Source organism: Thermostichus sp. MS-CIW-26, from assembly GCF_054059115.1.
The window spans coordinates 37,185-56,002 of the sequence record NZ_JBSSBV010000019.1 but is presented as its reverse complement, the minus strand read 5'-3'; the positions used below and the strand labels follow the sequence as shown (position 1 = coordinate 56,002).

General features: G+C 58.4%; 15 protein-coding genes. 12 read left to right on the top strand and 3 right to left on the bottom strand.

Annotated elements, in window-relative coordinates:
* The first annotated feature begins 191 nt into the window (after window positions 1–191).
* The 10 genes from ACVWZU_RS08145 (at window position 192) to ACVWZU_RS08100 (ending at window position 12,017) form a co-directional block, all read left to right on the top strand.
* Window positions 192–338 carry a hypothetical protein gene (locus ACVWZU_RS08145; protein ID WP_187147246.1) on the top strand — a complete coding sequence of 49 codons (147 nt, stop codon included), beginning with the start codon at window positions 192–194 and terminating at the stop codon, window positions 336–338.
* Window positions 339–354: 16 nt separating this feature from the next.
* On the top strand, window positions 355–1,494 hold the full coding sequence (locus ACVWZU_RS08140; protein ID WP_457444278.1) for a CAP domain-containing protein: 1,140 nt from the start codon (window positions 355–357) through the stop codon (window positions 1,492–1,494).
* A 192-nt stretch (window positions 1,495–1,686) separates the two neighbouring features.
* Window positions 1,687–3,234, top strand: a complete 1,548-nt coding sequence (locus ACVWZU_RS08135; RefSeq protein ID WP_457444276.1) for a ferredoxin--nitrite reductase — start codon at window positions 1,687–1,689, stop codon at window positions 3,232–3,234.
* A 61-nt stretch (window positions 3,235–3,295) separates the two neighbouring features.
* Window positions 3,296–4,618 (top strand): CmpA/NrtA family ABC transporter substrate-binding protein, encoded by a 1,323-nt coding sequence (locus ACVWZU_RS08130; protein WP_457388132.1) that lies wholly within the window; start codon window positions 3,296–3,298, stop codon window positions 4,616–4,618.
* Window positions 4,619–4,763: 145 nt separating this feature from the next.
* Complete coding sequence (ntrB, locus tag ACVWZU_RS08125; protein ID WP_011431708.1) at window positions 4,764–5,723, top strand: nitrate ABC transporter permease; 960 nt, start codon at window positions 4,764–4,766, stop codon at window positions 5,721–5,723.
* 72 nt (window positions 5,724–5,795) lie between these two features.
* On the top strand, window positions 5,796–7,787 hold the full coding sequence (locus tag ACVWZU_RS08120) for a nitrate ABC transporter ATP-binding protein (protein ID WP_457444274.1): 1,992 nt from the start codon (window positions 5,796–5,798) through the stop codon (window positions 7,785–7,787).
* 38 nt (window positions 7,788–7,825) lie between these two features.
* Window positions 7,826–8,668 (top strand): ABC transporter ATP-binding protein, encoded by an 843-nt coding sequence (locus ACVWZU_RS08115; protein WP_457444284.1) that lies wholly within the window; start codon window positions 7,826–7,828, stop codon window positions 8,666–8,668.
* Between the two features lie 17 nt (window positions 8,669–8,685).
* Window positions 8,686–9,282 (top strand): Uma2 family endonuclease, encoded by a 597-nt coding sequence (locus ACVWZU_RS08110; protein WP_099812404.1) that lies wholly within the window; start codon window positions 8,686–8,688, stop codon window positions 9,280–9,282.
* An 86-nt stretch (window positions 9,283–9,368) separates the two neighbouring features.
* Window positions 9,369–11,504 carry a molybdopterin oxidoreductase family protein gene (locus tag ACVWZU_RS08105; protein ID WP_457444282.1) on the top strand — a complete coding sequence of 712 codons (2,136 nt, stop codon included), beginning with the start codon at window positions 9,369–9,371 and terminating at the stop codon, window positions 11,502–11,504.
* Window positions 11,505–11,528: 24 nt separating this feature from the next.
* Window positions 11,529–12,017 carry a nitrate reductase associated protein gene (locus ACVWZU_RS08100; RefSeq protein WP_414357823.1) on the top strand — a complete coding sequence of 163 codons (489 nt, stop codon included), beginning with the start codon at window positions 11,529–11,531 and terminating at the stop codon, window positions 12,015–12,017.
* A gap of 366 nt (window positions 12,018–12,383) precedes the next feature.
* Here ACVWZU_RS08100 and purD read toward each other — a convergent pair whose 3' ends face one another.
* Together purD and ACVWZU_RS08090 are read right to left on the bottom strand one after the other, a co-directional pair.
* On the bottom strand, window positions 12,384–13,679 hold the full coding sequence (gene purD / locus ACVWZU_RS08095) for a phosphoribosylamine--glycine ligase (RefSeq protein ID WP_414332286.1): 1,296 nt from the start codon (window positions 13,677–13,679) through the stop codon (window positions 12,384–12,386).
* A 6-nt stretch (window positions 13,680–13,685) separates the two neighbouring features.
* Entirely contained in the window at window positions 13,686–14,957 is a 1,272-nt protein-coding gene (locus tag ACVWZU_RS08090; protein ID WP_457444272.1) for a glycosyltransferase, read from the bottom strand.
* Between the two features lie 138 nt (window positions 14,958–15,095).
* On the opposite strand from ACVWZU_RS08090, the gene ACVWZU_RS08085 reads away from it, so the two are divergent.
* Window positions 15,096–16,289 (top strand): RNA-guided endonuclease InsQ/TnpB family protein, encoded by a 1,194-nt coding sequence (locus tag ACVWZU_RS08085; protein ID WP_457444270.1) that lies wholly within the window; start codon window positions 15,096–15,098, stop codon window positions 16,287–16,289.
* Between the two features lie 73 nt (window positions 16,290–16,362).
* Here the strand turns inward: ACVWZU_RS08085 and ACVWZU_RS08080 are convergent, their stop codons facing one another.
* Window positions 16,363–17,652, bottom strand: coding sequence for an HD domain-containing protein (locus ACVWZU_RS08080; RefSeq protein WP_414349558.1), 1,290 nt, complete (start codon window positions 17,650–17,652; stop codon window positions 16,363–16,365).
* Between the two features lie 160 nt (window positions 17,653–17,812).
* On the opposite strand from ACVWZU_RS08080, the gene ACVWZU_RS08075 reads away from it, so the two are divergent.
* Window positions 17,813–18,772 (top strand): SGNH/GDSL hydrolase family protein, encoded by a 960-nt coding sequence (locus ACVWZU_RS08075; protein ID WP_457444268.1) that lies wholly within the window; start codon window positions 17,813–17,815, stop codon window positions 18,770–18,772.
* Window positions 18,773–18,818 lie beyond the last annotated feature (46 nt).

Sequence of the window (18,818 nt, the reverse complement as noted above, 5' to 3'; positions counted from 1 at the left end):
TATGACCTAGATAAGTGGCGTGGGGCAGGAATGCCTAACCGTGAGGTTAGGAAGCCCGCGCTGTACCCGTAGGGTCAGCGTCGGGAGGATGTCACGTTATACCCTTGTCGGCATGAGTTTTGACGCTGTGGCCCACTCGGCCAGGTGATAGAACAGGGTCAAACCCAGCAGCATTTGGGAGGTTTGTTGTCATGGCTACGTTGCAACCCAAAGTGACCCACCAGCTTTTGGCGGCCTTAGCCCTGTTTGCCTGTCTGGGCTTGTTGCCTGCTTGTGGCGAGAGCAGCAGCAGCACCGTCAGCCCCCCCAGCATCACCCCCACCCCCACCGGCTCATAATTCGGCTGGTTTTTGCATGCCCTTGCAGCGGTTGCCCAAGTTGGTTCAGCTTTGGGCTTTGAGGATCGCGGGGATCTTTTGTCTTTGTCTGCTGGCGGCCTGTGGAGGATCCCCTACCTCGATGGAGCCACCGCGGGCAGGGGAAGTGCCGATTGCCAGCTTCCTGTGCCGGTTGGATCGCCAGACCCGCAGCTTCACGGGGCCTATTTACGCCGAACAGCCCCAGGTTGTTACCTGCAACCCCGGTCGCCTTACGCCTGCAGCAGCCCAAAAGATGATGGATCGGCTGAATTTTCTACGGCTGTTGCACCAGTTACCGCCGGTGAAGCTCAATCCTCAGTTCCTAGAAGCCGCCCAGCAAGCGGCCTTGATGCAGGTAGCCAATGGTACTCTCAGCCACCAGCCGCCCCCTTCTTGGCGCTGCTTTACCCCTGCTGGGGAGGCGGGATCCCGCTTCAGCAACCTGGCGGTTGGGCCCATCCTAGAGCTGAACGGCCCCGATCCAGGCCGGGTGTTGGCGCGGCAGGTGGACATCTATTTTGCCGAGCCAGGTCGAGAAAACTTTGTGGATGTGGGGCATCGCCGCTGGAACCTGTATCCTCAGTACGCCCAGGGGGCCTACGGCATTGTCTTTGACCCACGGGCTGGACGGGTGACCCAGGCCAACGCCAACTGGATCTTCGGTTTTGACGAGTCGGTGCCAGATCCAGAGTTCATCGCCTTCCCGGAGAAAGACGGCTACCTCTACCGCCTAGAAGGGTTTTCCGGCCAGCCCCTGTCTGCCTACCGCTGGTCTTTCTCGGTGCCCAGCCGTGGCGGCAAGGCTGATCTCAGCCAAGCCCAAGTCCGCATCACCGATGCCCTCAGCGGCGAGCCGGTGCCTGTTGGAGATCTCCGCGTGGGGGATCCCGCCTTTGGCCTGGAAACTTTGACCTACTCCGTGGGTTCGATCCAGCCCAATCGCAACTACACCTTCGAGATCAGCGGCATTCGCCTCAACGGTGGCCCCCCCCGCACCTATCGCTACACCACCGCTCTCTACGACTGCGATCCCCAAACTTCCCAACGGCCCGCACCCCTCACCGAAGGGCTGGGGATCCCGCCCCGTCTGCTCTGGCAGATGGAGCCTTTCAACTCTTTCAACCCTCTCAACTAGCTTTTCCTCACCCCCAGCCCCTTTCCCAAAGGGGAGAGGGGAGTCTGCTGCTCCTAGAAGCCTGACCTTATGCACAAATTGCAATCAGAAGGTGACAAAATAGCATAACTTGTTACAAAGTGTAACGGCCAATACCAAAGTTAACGGTTCGTCATCGCTAGGGTAGCCAGTGTTCACCCCACGGCAGCGATCATGGCGAACCAGTTTGAACGCATCAAAAGCGAGAAGGATGGCTTGGCGGTCAAGGCTGAGCTGGAAGCGTTTGCCCGCCTGGGTTGGGAGAACATTCCTGAAGACGACCGGGATCACCGCCTCAAGTGGCTGGGGATCTTCTTTCGCAAGCGCACCCCAGGTCAGTTCATGCTGCGGCTGCGCCTGCCCAATGGGATCCTAACCAGCGGCCAAATGCGCATGTTGGGCGCAATCATCCACCCCTATGGAGAACAGGGCGTAGCCGACATCACCACCCGGCAGAACCTGCAACTGCGCGGCATCCCCATCGAGGAAATGCCCCAGATCCTGGGCTACCTGAAAGAGGTAGGCCTGACCAGCATCCAGTCGGGCATGGACAACGTGCGCAACATCACGGGATCCCCTCTGGCCGGTATTGACCCGGACGAGCTGATCGACGTGCGCGGCCTCACTCGCAAGGTGCAGGACATGGTTACCAACAACGGCGAGGGCAACCCTTCCTTCAGCAACCTGCCGCGCAAGTTCAACATCGCCCTCTGCGGTTGTCGTGACAACTCCGTGCATGCCGAGATCAACGACCTGGCCTTTGTACCTGCCTTCAAAGAGGGCAAGCTGGGCTTCAACGTCCTGGTGGGCGGCTTTTTCTCGGCTCGCCGCTGCGCCGAGGCAATTGGCCTAGATGTCTGGGTGGATCCCCGCGATGTGGTTCCTCTGTGCGAGGCGGTGCTGCTGGTCTACCGGGATCACGGCCTGCGGGCCAACCGGCAAAAGGCGCGGTTGATGTGGCTCATTGACGAGTGGGGCCTAGAGAAGTTCCGGGCGGCTGTGGAGCGCCAGACTGGCCACCCTCTGCTCAGGGCAGCGGAAAAAGATGAGGTGGTCTGGCACAAGCGGGATCTGCTGGGGGTGCATGCCCAGAAGCAGCCGGGCCTCAACTTTGTCGGCCTGCATGTGCCGGTGGGGCGGCTCAACGCCCTGGAGATGATGGAGCTGGCCCGCTTGGCGGAGGTGTACGGCTCCGGGGAGCTGCGGCTGACAGTGGAGCAGAACGTGCTCATCCCCAATGTGCCCGACTCCCGAGTGGCCCCGCTCCTCAAAGAGCCGCTCTTGAAGAAGTTCTCCCCCAACCCAGGACCCTTGCAGCGGGGGTTGGTGTCCTGTACGGGCAACCAGTTCTGCAACTTTGCCCTTATCGAGACCAAAAACCGGGCTGTGGCCTTGATGGAGGAGCTGGAGGCGGAGCTGGAGATCCCCCAAACGGTGCGCATCCACTGGACGGGCTGCCCCAACTCCTGCGGCCAACCCCAAGTAGCCGATATCGGCCTTATGGGCACCACTGCTCGCAAGGACGGCAGGGTGGTGGAGGCCGTGGACATCTACATGGGGGGAGAGGTGGGCAAAGACGCCAAGCTGGGCAAATGCGTGCGCAAAGGGATCCCTTGCGAAGACCTCAAGCCGGTCTTGGTGGAGCTGCTCATTGAACACTTTGGGGCCAAGCCGCGTCAGCATCCGTCCGCCGCCCAGGCTTCTGTTTTGGTAACCCGCTAGCGGTTCTGTTGCCGTCCTGAAAGTTTTTCTTTCTTCGTCGTTGTAAATCTTGGAGGTTTCGATGTCTAAGCTGTTCAGCACTTCCTCTCCCGTCTCCCGTCGGCAATTTTTGGCCGGGGTGGCTGCTCTCACGGCTGGGGCGGCCACGGCTGGGATCCCGCGCGCCCAATCGCAATCCTTGGGCAAAGGCTACTGGGTGGCGCAGGCCGATACTCCCGAAACCACCAGCGCCAAGCTGGGGTTCATCGCTCTAACCGACGCGGCCCCCCTGATCATCGCCAAAGAAAAAGGGTTCTTTGACAAGTACGGCATGAAAGACGTGGAGGTGGTCAAGCAGGCCTCTTGGGGCACCACCCGCGACAATTTGGTGCTGGGATCCGCCGCCGGCGGCATCGATGGGGCACACATCCTCACCCCCATGCCCTACCTCATCACCACCGGCAAAGTTACCGATGGCAAGCCGGTGCCTATGTACATTTTGGCCCGTCTCAATCTGGACGGTCAGGGCATCAGCATTTCCAACCAATATCGGGATTTGCAAATCGGCCTGGATAGTTCCCCCCTCAAGGCCAAGTTTGCCGAGGTCCGAGCTGCCGGCGGGGATCCCAAATGTGCGATGACCTTCCCCGGCGGTACCCACGACCTATGGATGCGCTACTGGCTGGCCGCAGGCGGGATCGATCCCACTAGCGACGTCTCCATCATTGTGGTGCCGCCGCCGCAGATGGTGGCCAATATGAAATCCAGAACCATGGAAGCCTTCTGTGTGGGCGAGCCTTGGAATGCCCAGCTGGTGAACCAAAAAGAGGGGTATAGTGCCCTCACCACCGGCGAGCTGTGGAACGGCCACCCGGAAAAGGCCTTTGCCCTGCGGGCCGACTGGGTGGATGCGCACCCGAAAGCCACCCTTGCCCTGTTGAAAGCGGTGCTAGAAGCCCAGATCTGGTGCGACCAGATGGAAAACAAAGAGGAGATGTGTCGCATCATCGGCGACCGCCGCTGGCTGGGGGTGCCTGTGCCCGATATCTTGGGCCGTTCTCGGGGCACTTTTGACTACGGCACCGGCAAGGTCGTTGAAAACAGCCCCCACCTGATGAAGTTCTGGCAGAACTACGCTTCCTACCCCTTCAAGAGCCACGATCTCTGGTTCTTGACCGAAAACATCCGCTGGGGCTATCTGCCTGCCGACACCGATACCAAAGCCTTGGTGGAGCGGGTGAATCGGGAAGAACTCTGGCGAGAAGCTGCCAAAGCCATTGGTCAGGGGGCAGCCATTCCCCCCAGCACCTCTCGAGGAGTGGAAACCTTCTTCGACGGGGTGCAGTTCGATCCCGAAAATCCTGCCGCCTACCTGGAGAAATTGGCGATTAAGAAGCTGGCCTAATTTCCCAACTTTCCCCAGCAAGTTAGCTGCAAACCCTCTGTCCAGGAGAGAAGGGATCCCCGAATCCCCACAAAGAGTGTTCAACTGAAACCCCTTCTCTCTTGGGATCCTCTTAAGTTGACTTCAACCTTACTCCCAGCAAGCCATGAGGATTTTCCACTCTGCCCTACAGTTGGGCTACCACCTCTTTCGGATCCTGCTTCCCCTACTGGTTGGCCTAGGCCACTGGCTGCTGAAAACCGGCCAAGGTTCTGTTCTTCAGTCCAGTACCGGAATCGGTTCCCCCGCCAGTTCTGCACCTTCTTCTGCTTGGCGGCAAAGAGTCCAAATCCACAAAGCGCTGCGTCGCATTCTGTTGCCCGCTACGGCCATTTTGCTCGTCCTGATTCTCTGGCAAATCATTTACAGCCGCCCCGGAGCCAACTTGCCCACCCCTCTCCAGGTTTGGCAGGACACCTGGGATCCCCTCATTAAAGATCCCTTTTTTGACTATGGCGGCAATGCCAAAGGGCTGTTCTGGCAAATTTGGGCCAGCTTGCGGCGGGTGTTCATTGGGTTTGCCCTGGCCGGCTTGGTGGGGGTTGTGGGCGGCATGATCATCGGGGTCAATCGCTGGCTGTACGAGGCTTTGGATCCCATTTTTCAGGTGCTGCGCACGGTGCCGCCTTTGGCCTGGCTGCCGATTTCTTTGGCTGCCTTTCGAGATGCCAACCCTTCCGCCATTTTCGTAATCTTCATTACGGCCCTCTGGCCCATTTTGATCAACACCGTTGTCGGCGTACAGCAGATCCCACAGGACTACCGCAACGTGGCCAGAATTGTGCGCATGTCCGGCTGGAAGTACTTTTTCAAAATCGTTTTCCCGGCAACTGTGCCCTATATTTTTACCGGCTTGCGCATTGGGGTGGGCTTGTCTTGGCTGGCCATTGTGGCAGCGGAAATGTTGATTGGCGGTGTGGGCATTGGATTTTTCATCTGGGATGCCTGGAATAGCTCCCGCATCAGCGAAATCATTCTGGCTTTGATCTATGTCGGGATGGTGGGTCTTCTGCTGGATCGCATCACGGCTTGGATTGGCTCGCTGGTGGTGGCTGAGGATCGCTAAATGAGCTTGGCCGAGTTTTAGATTGGTTGCTGACAATTTCTCCATGCTCTCAGAAATCATCTCAGGGGAATCATGAAGACCCAGCCTTACATTGAAGTGGATCATGTCGACAAGGAATTTCTCCTCGACAACGGAGAGGTCTATCCTGTCCTGAAAGACATCCACCTGGAGATCCAAAAAGGGGAATTTGTCTCGTTGATCGGCCACTCTGGCTGTGGCAAATCGACCCTACTCAACATCATTGCTGGCCTGGAAAAGCCTTCCCGAGGGGGCATTCTCCTGGAGGGCCGACAAGTTACAGATCCCGGCCCGGATCGCATGGTGGTGTTTCAGAACTATTCCCTGCTGCCCTGGCTGACCGTGCGGGAGAACATTGCCCTGGCCGTGGACGAGGTGCTGGGATCCCTTCCCAAAGCGGAGCGGGACCGGATTGTGGCAGAACACATTCGCCGTGTGGGGTTGCAGGGGGCAGCCGACAAGCGACCGGCCCATCTGTCAGGAGGGATGAAACAGCGGGTAGCCATTGCCCGGGCTTTGGCCATCCGTCCGCGGGTGCTGCTGTTGGATGAGCCCTTTGGCGCTCTGGATGCCTTGACGCGCGGCAACCTGCAGGAGCAACTGATGGAGATTGCCCAGGCGGAGCAGCTCACCTGTGTCATGGTTACCCACGATGTGGATGAGGCGCTGCTGCTTTCGGATCGGGTGGTAATGATGACCAATGGCCCGGAGGCCCGCATTGGCCAGATTTTGCGGATCCCTTTTCCTCGACCCCGCCATCGTTTGGAAGTGGTGCGTCACCCCGACTACTACAGCCTGCGGGGAGAGATGATCTACTTTCTCAACCAGCAAAAGCGGGCTCGCCAAAAAACGCCTGTTCGCGTGGCCATTGCCAAACACGGCCTGGAGAAGGTCAATTTGGAGGTTGGCTTTGTGCCCCTCAACGACTGCGCCCCGCTGGTGGTGGCGCAGGAAAAAGGCCTGTTTCAAAAGCATGGCCTGGAGCAGGTCACCCTGGTGCGGGAGCCAGGCTGGAAGACCATCTGGGAAGGGATCCGCTCCGGTCGGCTGGATGCGGCCATGGTGGTGGCCGGGATCCCGTTGGCTTCCACCTTGGGAGTAGGGGGAGTTCCGGTGCCTTTGATTACCGCGCTAACCCTCTCCCGCGGCGGCAACGCCATTACCTTCGGGCGCAGACTTTGCCTGCAGGGTGTTCTCAGTCCCTGGGATCTGCGCCAACACCTCCGGCAAACTCCTGACGTGGTTCATACCCTAGGGGTGGTGCACCCGGCCTCAATGCAAAACTTCTTGCTGCGCCATTGGCTGGCTAGCGCGGGGGTGGATCCGGATCGGGATGTCACGTTAACCGTGATCCCGCCGCCGCAGATGGTGGCCCATCTCAAGGCCGGCAACATCGATGGCTACTGCGTGGGCGAGCCCTGGAACTCCCGCGCCGTGCGGGAACAGTTGGGATTTATCGTCGCCACCACCCCTGAAATCTTACCCAGCCACATTGAAAAAGTGCTGACAGTGCGCCAGGACTGGGCCCAAAGCTACCCCCGCACCCACGTGGCTCTGGTCAAAGCACTACTGGAGGCTTGTCACTACTGCGATCAGCCGCAGCACCGTTCTGAGATCTTGGAGGGGCTGGCTCAGCCCCAGTATGTGGGCGTGGCCCTGGAGGATCTGCAGCCGGGGTGGACGGGTATTCTGCAGCGGGGAATTGCCGATGAATCCCAAGCCCTCACCGGTTTTCACCAGTTTGCCAACGGGCGCAACACCTGTCCGGAAAGGTTGGAACACCTCTGGATCCTGACGCAAATGGCTCGCTGGGGACTCTGCGCTTTTCCCCGCAATTGGGTTTCGGTTCTCGACCAAGTTCTGGACAGCGAAACCTACGCCCTAGCCGCCAGAGAACTGGGCCTTCCGGATCGGGCCCACGACCGCGGAGCTTTACTCTTTGGCGATGGATCCCGCTTTGACGGAGAGGATCCCGTTGCCTACCTAGAGTCTGTGGCCATCCGGCAGGATCTGAAGCTGCAGGAGTACCGGCTCAGCGAAGTTTAGCTTTTGTTACCTTAGGCTCTCAATTGGAAAACACCATGATGACCAGCTCCCGCACGTTCTCCTCACCGCTATCTTCTGCTTCTCCGGTTGCAGGACTGCCCCTTCTTTGTCTTCAGAATGTGGGCAAGACCTACTTCACCTCAGCAGGGCCCTTCGTTGCGCTGGAAAATATCAATCTGGAAGTGGCTGCCGGTGAGTTTGTTTGCATTATTGGCCACTCCGGTTGCGGCAAATCCACCTTGATCAACATGGTGGCGGGTTTTTCGACTCCCACTTCGGGATCCATCGCCCTCAAGGGCCAGCCCATCACCTCCCCAGGGCCAGATCGGATGATGGTGTTTCAACATTATTCCCTTTTGCCCTGGCTGACTGCCTTTGAAAATATTTATCTGGTGGTGGATCAGGTGTACCCAACCAAACCCCGGTGGGAAAAAAGGGAAATTGTTCAAGAACATCTGGAATTGGTAGGTTTGGCGGAAGCAGCCCACAAGCGGCCCAAGCAGCTTTCTGGAGGCATGAAGCAAAGGGTAGCCATTGCCCGTGCTCTTGCCGTTCGTCCGCAAGTTTTGCTCTTGGATGAGCCTTTTGGGGCCTTGGATGCCATTACCAAGGAAGATCTACAAGATGAGCTGCTGGCCATTTGGCGGGATCACCGCTGCACAGTTTTGATGATTACCCACGACATCGACGAGGCTCTCTACTTGTCAGACCGTGTGGTGATGATGACCAACGGCCCCGCTGCCCATATTGGTGAGATCTTGACCATTCCCTTTGAGCGACCGCGCATCCGCTCCCGCATTATGGAAATGCCTGAGTTCTACGAATTGCGTAACCGCGCCCTTGACTTCCTCTATCGCCGCTTTGCCCATGGAGGGGATTGAGCTAGGGTTCAAAATACTTGGAGAGGGAAGTTGATGGCCGCTGCTCCGGTTCAGGTAGTTCCAACCGATCTCCCAATGGAGGAGCGGGTCTTGCCCTGCCCAAAACCCTTGCCGACTATCTGGCCAATCCAGTTGCCCAAACCAAATGGGTAGATGGCTACATTGTGGAGAAAGTGGGGCAAACTTTAGGGGATGCAAAGCTCCAAACCCGACTTCTCTTCCGTTGGCTCGGTTATGTTGAATGTCAGCCATTGGGGGGTATGGTTTTGGTGAAGGCTCCCGGCCAAACCAAAGGCAAAGTCAGAAGACCTGATGCTGCCTACTCATCTCCAGATTTAATCCAGCAATTTGGAGAGGATATTGCCACGCTACTGCAGAGCTATCCTCTGGTTGAGGAGATCTTCTCTCCAACCGACTGTGGAGAAGATATTTTCCTAAAAGCCCAAGAGTATCTCAGCTCCGATGTACTGGAAGTCTGGCTGATTTTTCCCAAAAGCAAATTTATTTTTATCCAGACTCAGGATCGCCACCTTTGGCTAACCGAACAAGAGACTGCCAAAAGCCAGGTTGTATTGCCCGGATTTGAGATCCAAGTGGCCGATCTCCTCGGCTAAGAGATCCTTAACCTGATGGCCTATCGGGATCCAAAATGCAAGACACTTATCCATCCTGACAGGGATCCCAACTCATGGTGACCGCGATGGAGCCGGAAAAAGCCGTCATCAAAACCCTATGTCCCTACTGCGGTGTGGGATGTGGATTGGAGGCGGTTTCGACATCCTCAGGTGACTGGAAAATGAGAGGCGACCGGGAGCATCCTTCCAGCTTGGGGATGGTCTGTGTAAAGGGGGCTACGGTTCTGGAGGCAGTTGGTCGAGATCGGCTGCTCTCTCCCCTGTTTCGGGAGAGCTTGGATCAGCCCTTTCGCCGCATTTCTTGGGATCAGGCTTTTGAGGAGATGGTTTCTCGGCTGCGCTGCCTCAAAGACAACCCTCACTCCATGGCTATGTATGGATCGGGGCAGTTGCTCACTGAAGACTATTACGTTGCTCAAAAGCTCATTAAGGGCTGCCTGGGCACCAATAATTTTGACACCAACTCGCGCCTGTGCATGTCCTCAGCCGTCTCGGCCTACACCCAATCCCTGGGATCCGATGGCCCCCCCTGCTGCTACGAGGATCTCGATCTCTGCAATCTGGCTTTTCTGGTGGGCACCAACACAGCAGAGTGCCATCCCATTCTTTTTAATCGCCTGAAGAAGCGGCACAGGACCGGATCCCCCCTCAAAATAGTGGTAGTGGATCCCCGGCGCACTCAGACAGCAGAAGCTGCCGATCTCCACTTAAAAATTCGCCCCGGTACGGATATCGATCTTTTCAATGGGATTGCCCATTTGTTGTTAAAGTGGGGATCCATTGCTGCTGATTTTATCGAGGGCTTCACCCAAGGTTTTGCTGAATATGCAGCTTTGCTGGCCGATTATGAACCGCAGATTGTGGCCCAGCGCTGCGGAATTGCCACCGAGGATTTGATCGAAGCAGCCAAGCTTTGGCAGGGATCCCAAAGGGTTCTCTCCCTTTGGTCGATGGGCCTAAACCAGTCCAGCGAGGGCACCGCCAAGATCACCAGCCTAATCAATCTCCATCTCCTAACTGGGCAAATTGGCCGACCGGGGACCGGCCCCTTTTCCTTGACCGGCCAGCCCAATGCCATGGGCGGTCGAGAGGCAGGGGGGTTATCCCATCTGCTGCCGGGATATCGGCTGGTGAGCCATCCCCAGCATCGAGCAGAGGTGGAGCAGGCTTGGGGTTTGCCCGGCGGCTCCATCTCCCCCCACCCAGGACTGAGGGCCACCGAGATGATTGCCGCTCTGGAGACGGGATCCCTGCAGTTCTTCTGGATTGTGGCCACCAATCCTTTGGTGAGCTTTCCGGATCTGGAACGGGTCAAAAAAGCCCTGAAAAAGTCTCCCTTTACCGTTTACCAAGAGGCTTATTACCCTACAGAAACGGCAGAATATGCCCATTTGCTTTTGCCCGCCTGCCAGTGGAGCGAGAAAACCGGGGTGATGACCAACTCCGAGCGCAGGGTTACCCTTTGTCAAGCCTTTCGAGACCCCCCTGGCGAAGCCCGACCCGATTGGGAGATCTTTGCTGAAGTGGGGCGCAGGTTGGGCTTTGAAGCGCAATTTTTCTTCCAAACCGCGGCAGAGGTTTATGCAGAATTTGCCGCCCTTACCGCAAATCGCCTCTGCGATCACTCCGGCCTCAGCCATGCCCTTTTGGCAGAACAAGGCCCTCAGCAATGGCCTTATCCCAAAGAAAGAACCTCGGCCCCTAAGTCCACTCGCCTCTACACAGATTGGCGTTTCCCGACCCCCGATGGCCGCGCCCGCTTTATCCCCCACCATTCCCGTGGCCTGGCAGAGCCGCCGGATCCCCAGTTTCCCTACGTATTAACCACGGGCAGGCTTTACGGCCATTGGCACACCCAAACCCGCACCGGCAGGATTGAAAAAATCAAGCAAATGCACCCCCAACCCTTTATGGAGATCCATCCTCGCGATGCGGAAAAACTGGGCATCCAAGATGGAGATTGGGTTCAAGTGCGTTCTGCCCGCGGACGGGCCTATTTCCCGGCCAAGATAACTGCCAACATTGCTCCCGGTACGCTATTTGTACCCATGCACTGGGGATCCCTCTGGGCAGAACAAGCCGAGTGTAATGCCCTTACCCATGACATCAGTTGTCCCGATTCCGGCCAGCCGGAATTAAAAGCCTGTGCCGTTGCTCTTGAGAAAGCCGACCCACCGCTCAAGCAATCCCCTCAACTCTAGATTTGGTTCCTAATCGAGGTTCCCATGACTCTGTTTCAGTTTGAGCAAGATTTTGCCGACTCTCTGCGATGCATCCCCATGACCTTGCGCCTAAAGCTGGATTTGTGCGGGATCAAGCTCAAGCTCCATCAATGGGCCAAGTTTTCCTTAGAAGAGCGGCGGAAGTGTGTTGATTGGCCCTCTGAATCTCCACAGGATCTAGAAGAACTCCGCAACCATCTGCGCCATTTGGTTCGCTCCATCTGCCACGAAGAGGCGCAAGAGATTCCCATTGACCCCCAGCCTGAATGGCAAAATCCCAACCAGATCCCAATGGCTGTCCAACAAAAAGCTCAAGACCTGGGGATCCGGCTTGCCCTCGATTTCTGGAGAAACTTGCACGATATCCAGAGATTTGCCTTGCTGAAGTTGAGCCGATCCCATCACGAAAACAAAAATTTCTTGCCCGCTCTGCGAGAGTTTGGCCTGAAGATGGCGAGGGATGGTGATTGCAGTTACTCTGAATCTATTTGAGAGAGATAGTCTCCTCTGCCATGCGCTGCCCCAGACGACCACCCCCAACCCCTCTTCCACCCTGGGAGAGGAAATGCCTGCTCTAGGGGATCCGGGTCCGCAACAGTTCAAGTGGGCTAATGGGGGATCCCCCTCGAGAGGGGAGAGACTCAGCTCAGCAATATCCGTGCCTAGTCAAAGCAGAGGGCTATTGTTAAGGAATCTAAAGTAGAGTTGAGCTTTTGATATCACTGTTGCCGTCTTGTTACCGAAAGCGCTATCGTCTAAGCATCAAAGCTTTTTTCAAAGCTGCTTTATGGGCCCTGGAGGAGCGACCCCTCTGGGGCTTCTTCCATCCGGCTGCAGCTAAGAGGGCAAGGGATGGCTTTATGGGGTAGGGATCACTCCTCGGCGGACGGCAGGCCCCAGGGCGTGGCTGCCGATGTCAGAACGATAGTAGGCCTTGGGAAACTGCACTTGCTCCACAGCTGCGTAGGCTTGGCGCAGGGCCTCGGATAGGGTTGCCCCTTGGCCGGTAAGACAGAGAACGCGCCCGCCATCGCTCAGGAGCTGCTTGCCTGCCTGGCGGGTACCCGCATGAAACACCAACGCCCCCGTGGTGGCAGCTGCATCCAAGCCGGAGATGGGGATCCCTCGCTCGTAGGCATCGGGATAGCCTGGGGCTGCCATCACCACGCAGGCGGCATAGCCGGGTTTCCATTTGAGCTGGATTTGGGCCAGCCGTCCTTCTATACAGGCCAGCAGCACCTCGTCCAAAGGGTTTTCCAGCAAGGGCAGGATGACCTGAGCTTCGGGATCCCCAAAGCGGCAGTTGTACTCCAACACGTAGGGATCCCCACTGGGCGTGATCATCAAACCGGCATAGATCACCCCCTGGTAGCGGATGCCCCGCCGTTGCAAAGCCTCCAGGGTGGGATCCAGGATCTGGGTTTGGATGCGGGCCAACCCTTCTGGAGTGACCAGGTGATCCGCAGGGGCATGAGCTCCCATGCCGCCGGTGTTGGGGCCAGTATCGCCCTCGCCAAGGCGCTTGTAGTCCTGGGCAGGTGGCAGCGGCACACAGATCTGGCCATCGGTTAGAGCCAAAACCGACACCTCCTGGCCGGGGATAAACTCCTCGATCAGCACCTGATCGCCCGGCTTGGCCAGGGCTGCTTCCAGGGCTTGCACGGCTTCTTCCCGGTTTTGGGCAACGGTTACCCCCTTGCCGGCAGCCAGTCCATCTTTTTTGATGACCACTGGGAAACTCTGGGAGTCGAGATAGGCCACAGCGGCAGATAGCTCAGCAAAGCCGGTAGCGCGAGCAGTCGGGATCCCCGCCTCTTGCATCAATTGCTTAGCCCAGAGTTTGCTTCCTTCCAGTTGGGCAGCGGCGCGGCTAGGCCCGAAAATGGGCAACCCTGCTGCCTGGAAGGCGTCCACGATCCCCTGCACCAAGGGCAGCTCTGGCCCTACCACCGTCAGGCGGATCCCTTGTACGGTAGCAAACCGCACCAGGCCTTCAATGTCGGTAGCCGCCAAAGCCACGGATTGACAGCGGGGCAGCTGCTGCATGCCGCCGTTGCCGGGGGCACAGTAGATCCGAGTAACCTGGGGAGACTGCAACAGCTTCCAGGCCAGAGCGTGTTCTCGCCCCCCAGATCCGATGACCAGAGCCTGCATGGTGTGCTATTCCGCTGTTTCTAAACCCAGCTTGCCTGTTTTCCAAACATCCCCCATTAGACCATGTTCTTGTACCATTTCTGGGGTGTTGGCGCACTCCGGTCGGTGGACGGCGAGAGAACGGCCCCGCCAAGTCCAGTTGCGGCCGGTGGTGGTGCGGATGGCCGAAGCCAAGATGATGGCCGCTGTCGCCCAACCCCCCACTGCCGTTAGCCACCAGTAGCAGAGGGGCAGATGCGCCCAATGCCGGAGCAGAAGCCGGATGGCCAATTGGGCCAGGATCCCTGCCAAGCTGGCCAACAGCACCTCCAGGGATCCCGTAGCCCCAGCCAGGATCACCCCCAACCAGGGCAAGCTGCAGATCCCCAAGACCGTACCCATTGCCAACACCGCCAAGGCCCAGTTGCGCTCCAGGCCCAGGAACCAGTTTTTGGTCCACCCTTCCCAAAGGGCAGCCCCGTTGGCATACATGCGGCTGCGCACCCGCGGCCCTCCCAGGCAAATTTGCAGGCCCAACCCCTGGGCTTTGATCCGTTGCCCCAGGGCCACATCCTCGATCACCACATCGGCCACTCCGGCATGCCCGCCAACTTGCTCGTAGGCAGAGCGCCGAAACAGCAGGAAGGGACCAAAGGCAAAGGCTTTGGGGTTGTCGGGATCGTTCACGGCGGCAAAGTTGTAACCCACCGCCAGGATGGTCATCATGATGGGTTGCACCAGCCACTCCGCCAGGCAACCGCACACCAATTGCGGCCCTACACTCACCAAGCCGCTGCCGCTTGCCAGCAAATGTCCTAAGGCCGCTTCAATGGCACCGGATCCCAGCCGCACGTCGCAATCCAGAAACAGCAAGTAGTCGGCTTCTACGCGGGCGACGGCTTGGGCACAGGCCCAGTTTTTGCCCACCCACCTTTGGCCTTTGGGACGGGGATCCCCCTTGAGCAGGTGTAGGCGCGGATCTTGCCGTTCGGCAGCCAGGGCTTGGGCCAGCTCCCAGGTGGCATCCGTGGATTCATCGTCCACCAACCACACCTGTAAAGGGGCAGAGGTGCTGTCCAGAATGCTGCTCAGGCAGCCCACCACGTTCTCGGCCTCGTTGTAGGCGGGCACGATCACCGCCAGCCGCTCCATCCCGGCCGCGATTTCCCCTGCCTGTTCCGCCGGGGGATCCCTCAGCCAGGGAGAAGCCCGCAACGCTCGCCTCAGTTGCAGAGCCACTAGGGCAATCGCCAAAGCTGTTAAGGACAATACCCCCGTTAGGATTTCTCGGATCCCCACTCCTGCTTCCCTCGTTGTTTAGATGTGCTCAGTTTAGATGTGCTCAGCTAGAAATCGCAGGAGCCCCGCACTGTACCCGTAGGGTCAGTGCCGGGAGGAATGCGCTTTGATGAAGTACAATTGAAGTACAATGAACTTATGAGCCAAGTCCTGACCATATCCTGTAAGCTCAAGGTGTCCCCATCGCAAGCCGCCAAATTGGACGCGACGATGGAGGCTTTTGGCCAAGCCTTGAACTGGGTCAACCAAAACATGCCGGAGAAGATCGTCAACGCGGTCAAACTGCAATCCCTTTGCTACTACGAGATTCGCGCCCGGTTTGGCTTGTCCAGTAACTTGGCTCAACAGGTGTGCAAACGGGTGGCGGGCGCTCGCAAAGTGGCGAGACAGCGCAACCGTCCGGTTAAAGAGTTCAAGTGTGGGTTCGTTACCTACGATGCACGTATCTTCTCGTTTCGCGAGAAAGACTGGACGGTGTCGCTGACCACGGTGGAAGGGAGAGAACGCTTTGAGCTAGCCATTGGTAACTACCAGAGGGGAATGCTGGCTGGCTCTAACCCCAAATCGGCCACCCTAGTCCAGCGGAAGGATGGCTCCTACTACATCCAGATTTGCGTAGAGGAAAAGCCACCCAAGCAACAAGATACCGACAAGGTGATCGGGGTGGACTTGGGCAGGACGGATATCGCCCATACGTCAGAGGGGGACAACTGGAATGGACAGCAGCTGAACAGAGTCCGCGACCACTACTCCCGACTGAGGGCAGCACTCCAACGCAAAGCCAGTAAGGGCACACGCAGTTCGCGGCGCAGATGCAGAGAACTGTTGCAACGGCTGTCTGGCAAGGAGAGACGCTTTCAAGCGTGGGTCAATCATCGCATCTCCAAAGCTATTGTCTCTAGGGCAAAAGCTACCAACAGCGCTATTGCTCTGGAAGACCTGACAGGGATCCGGGAAAGGGTCAATCAACAGCCACGCAGCAAAGCCGAACGGCGCAGGGCCAACAGTTGGGCGTTTTATCAACTCCGTCAATTTCTGGAGTACAAGGCTCTGCGTGCAGGGTTTGCTTTGATTCTGGTGCCGCCTGCCTACACGTCGCAGACCTGCCACCGGTGTTTGCACATCCACCCTGAGCAGGGCAAGTCCTACCGCAGTGGTAAGTCGTTTAAGTGTGGGCACTGTGGATGGGAAGGGGATGCGGATTTGAATGGTGCGAATGTGATTGCGCTCTTGGGGGCTGTCGTAAACCAGCCTAGAGGTCCGGGCTTGTTTTGTTCTCTGGTAGAGCAGAGCAGGCTCAGGGCTACTGAAAGCCCGCCCCGTACCGCTTAGCGGTCGGGGTCGGGTAGTTTACGAACAGATTCCCACCTCTAATGCTCTAGCTCTGGGATGGCCCAATGATTTTCTAGGCAGACAAAACCCCCTCTACGATATCGCCATAGGGCCGGGGAAAGATTAGCCAGACCTGGCGCTGGGTTTCCACCAAGGCACGCACCAAAGGGGAAAGATGGGCAATTTCTTCATAGCCACGCTCGGTTTTGAGCTGGATCCCTTGGTCATAAAAGCTATAGCCCTGGACATGGGCAGAGCGGATGCCCAAGTAACTTTCAGGATCCAGCCCGTCCTGCAGCATTTTGGCCTGCACGGCGGCCACCAGGGTTTGGCGTTGTTCCTCAGACAACTGGGTAATGTTGCGGGCCTTGAACAAATCCCGCTCCAAGTAGCGCCGCGACAGATCCGCCAAGATGGGATCCTTCCCCGACATGGCCCAGAGGCGCATGGGGTAGCTGAAGATGATATCGTCGGCAGCCAAGTAGAGGGGGAGCGGCAACTCGAAGGGATCCCCTTTTTGAGCCGCCAGCGAGGCCCAGCACCAAGCGCTGAGGATGGGATCCAGCTCAATCTCCCCCCTTTGCAGGAGCGCCTCTGCCCGCCTGAATAGCCGCTCCAAGATAAAACGGGCACAGAGGCTCTTGGGGTGCTGGTACACCTGGGTGTACATGAAATAGCGCACCACCAGGTAGTGCTCGATGGCCCCCAGGCCTTTGCGGGCGGGGATGGACAGGGATCCCGTCTCCGGGTCATAATCCAGCACCGTTAGGATGCGATCCAAGTCCAGGTGGCCGTATTGGGCACCCGTGAGCAGGCTATCCCGCATCAGGTAATCGAAGCGGTCGCAGTCCAGTTGGCTGGAGATGAGTTGCCCCACCAGCGGCAGGGGAAATTGCTTCTGCAGCACTTGCTGCATCTGGGCCGGCAGTTGGGAATCAAACTCCGCCAGCAGCGTCCTCACCTGGGGATCCTCCCGGAGAATGCGGGCCGTCCAAACCTCGTGCCGGCAGCCGAAGATCTCTTCCCCGGCATGGCTAAAAGGGGCATGGCCAATGTCGTGCAGCAGAGCCGAGGCCAAGGTTACCGCCCGATAGGGACGCAGCTCCGGGTGGCGATGGGCCAATTTGTCGAACAGCCGCCGCGTTACCTGCAGCACCCCCACCGAATGGGTAAAGCGGGATCCCTCTGCCCCGTGGAAGGTAAAAAAGGCCGTGTCCAACTGGCGAATGCGGCGCAGCCGCTGAAAGGCCGGTGTATCGATCAAGCGAATGAGCAGGGCCTCAACTGCGTCCCCTCCATTCAGGCTAATGGCGCCATGCAGGGGATCGTGGTAGGTGCGGGACTTGCAAAACCGTAGCGGCATACTCCCACCATACCTCGCCAATTTTGGGATCCTTGGCTAGCCTGTCTGGGGGTGCTTCCCGCCTCGCCCTATCTATGCCCGCTTTCCCATGCCTCTCTCTGCAAAGGATGCCAGCACCCGAACCCCAGAAAACTCGACTCCAAGACAACAAGACAGCTGAGTGTTCCTCCTCTCCCTGCTGATTTTGATACTCAGTTTGGGGCTAACCGGCTGCTCTGCCAGTTCTGGATCCCCTGTTGTGCCCAGCCCACCCACCCTCACCCGCTACGTTGCCCTGGGAGCCAGCGATGCCGTTGGCTACAACGCCTCCATTTCCTGTGATGGCCCAGCCAACGCCGCCGGCACTCGACCCCAGCGCTCAGAGCCCCTGGACTGCCCCAATGGAACGGGCTATGTGCCCCGCCTGGCTCGCTTGCTGCCCGGCCCAGTGGAGCTTATCAACCTGGGCCGTTCGGGAGCGGTGCTCAGCCCCGCCATGCAAGCCCTGAGGCAGGGGATCCCGGCCAATTTGCTGCAGGATCAAGTGCCGCGCCTTCCCCCCGATGCCACCCTGATCACCATTTGGGTGGGCGGAAACGATACCAACGCCATCGCTCTGGCGGCGGCTCAACGGGCTCTCCAAGGTGAGGATCCCTTGCCCTTCGTCGATCAGCAGATCCGACAATTCGCCGCCGATTACCAAACCCTGCTGCAAGCGGTGCGTGCCCGTGCCCCTCAAGCTCGCCTGGCGGTGGCCAACCTGCCCAACTTCGCCCTGATTCCTCTGGGTCAGCAGCAACCCAGCAGCGTGCGCCAACTGCTCTCCCTGATCTCGGTTGGCCTCACGCAACGGGCCATCAACCCCTTAAGCCAACAGGGGATCCCAGTGGTGGACTTGCTCTGCGATCCCCGCTCCTACCGACGCGAGTCCTTCTTTCCCGGCCCGCTGGCCGACGGGTTTCACCCCAACGACCGGGGCTACGCCGATTTGGCCGATGCCTTCTTAAGCGCCTTTCGGCAACCGCTCCCTCCCCAACCCCGCTGCCCTCCCTTTAGCGAGGTGGGATCCCTGCAACCAGATGCGGCGGCAGAGTCTGCCCTCCGCAGTTTTCTCACGGATGGGTACAAGCCGGCACAATAGGAAGGATCCCTGCGCTCGGCAAGGGATCCCAAAGGCGCTTAGAGGA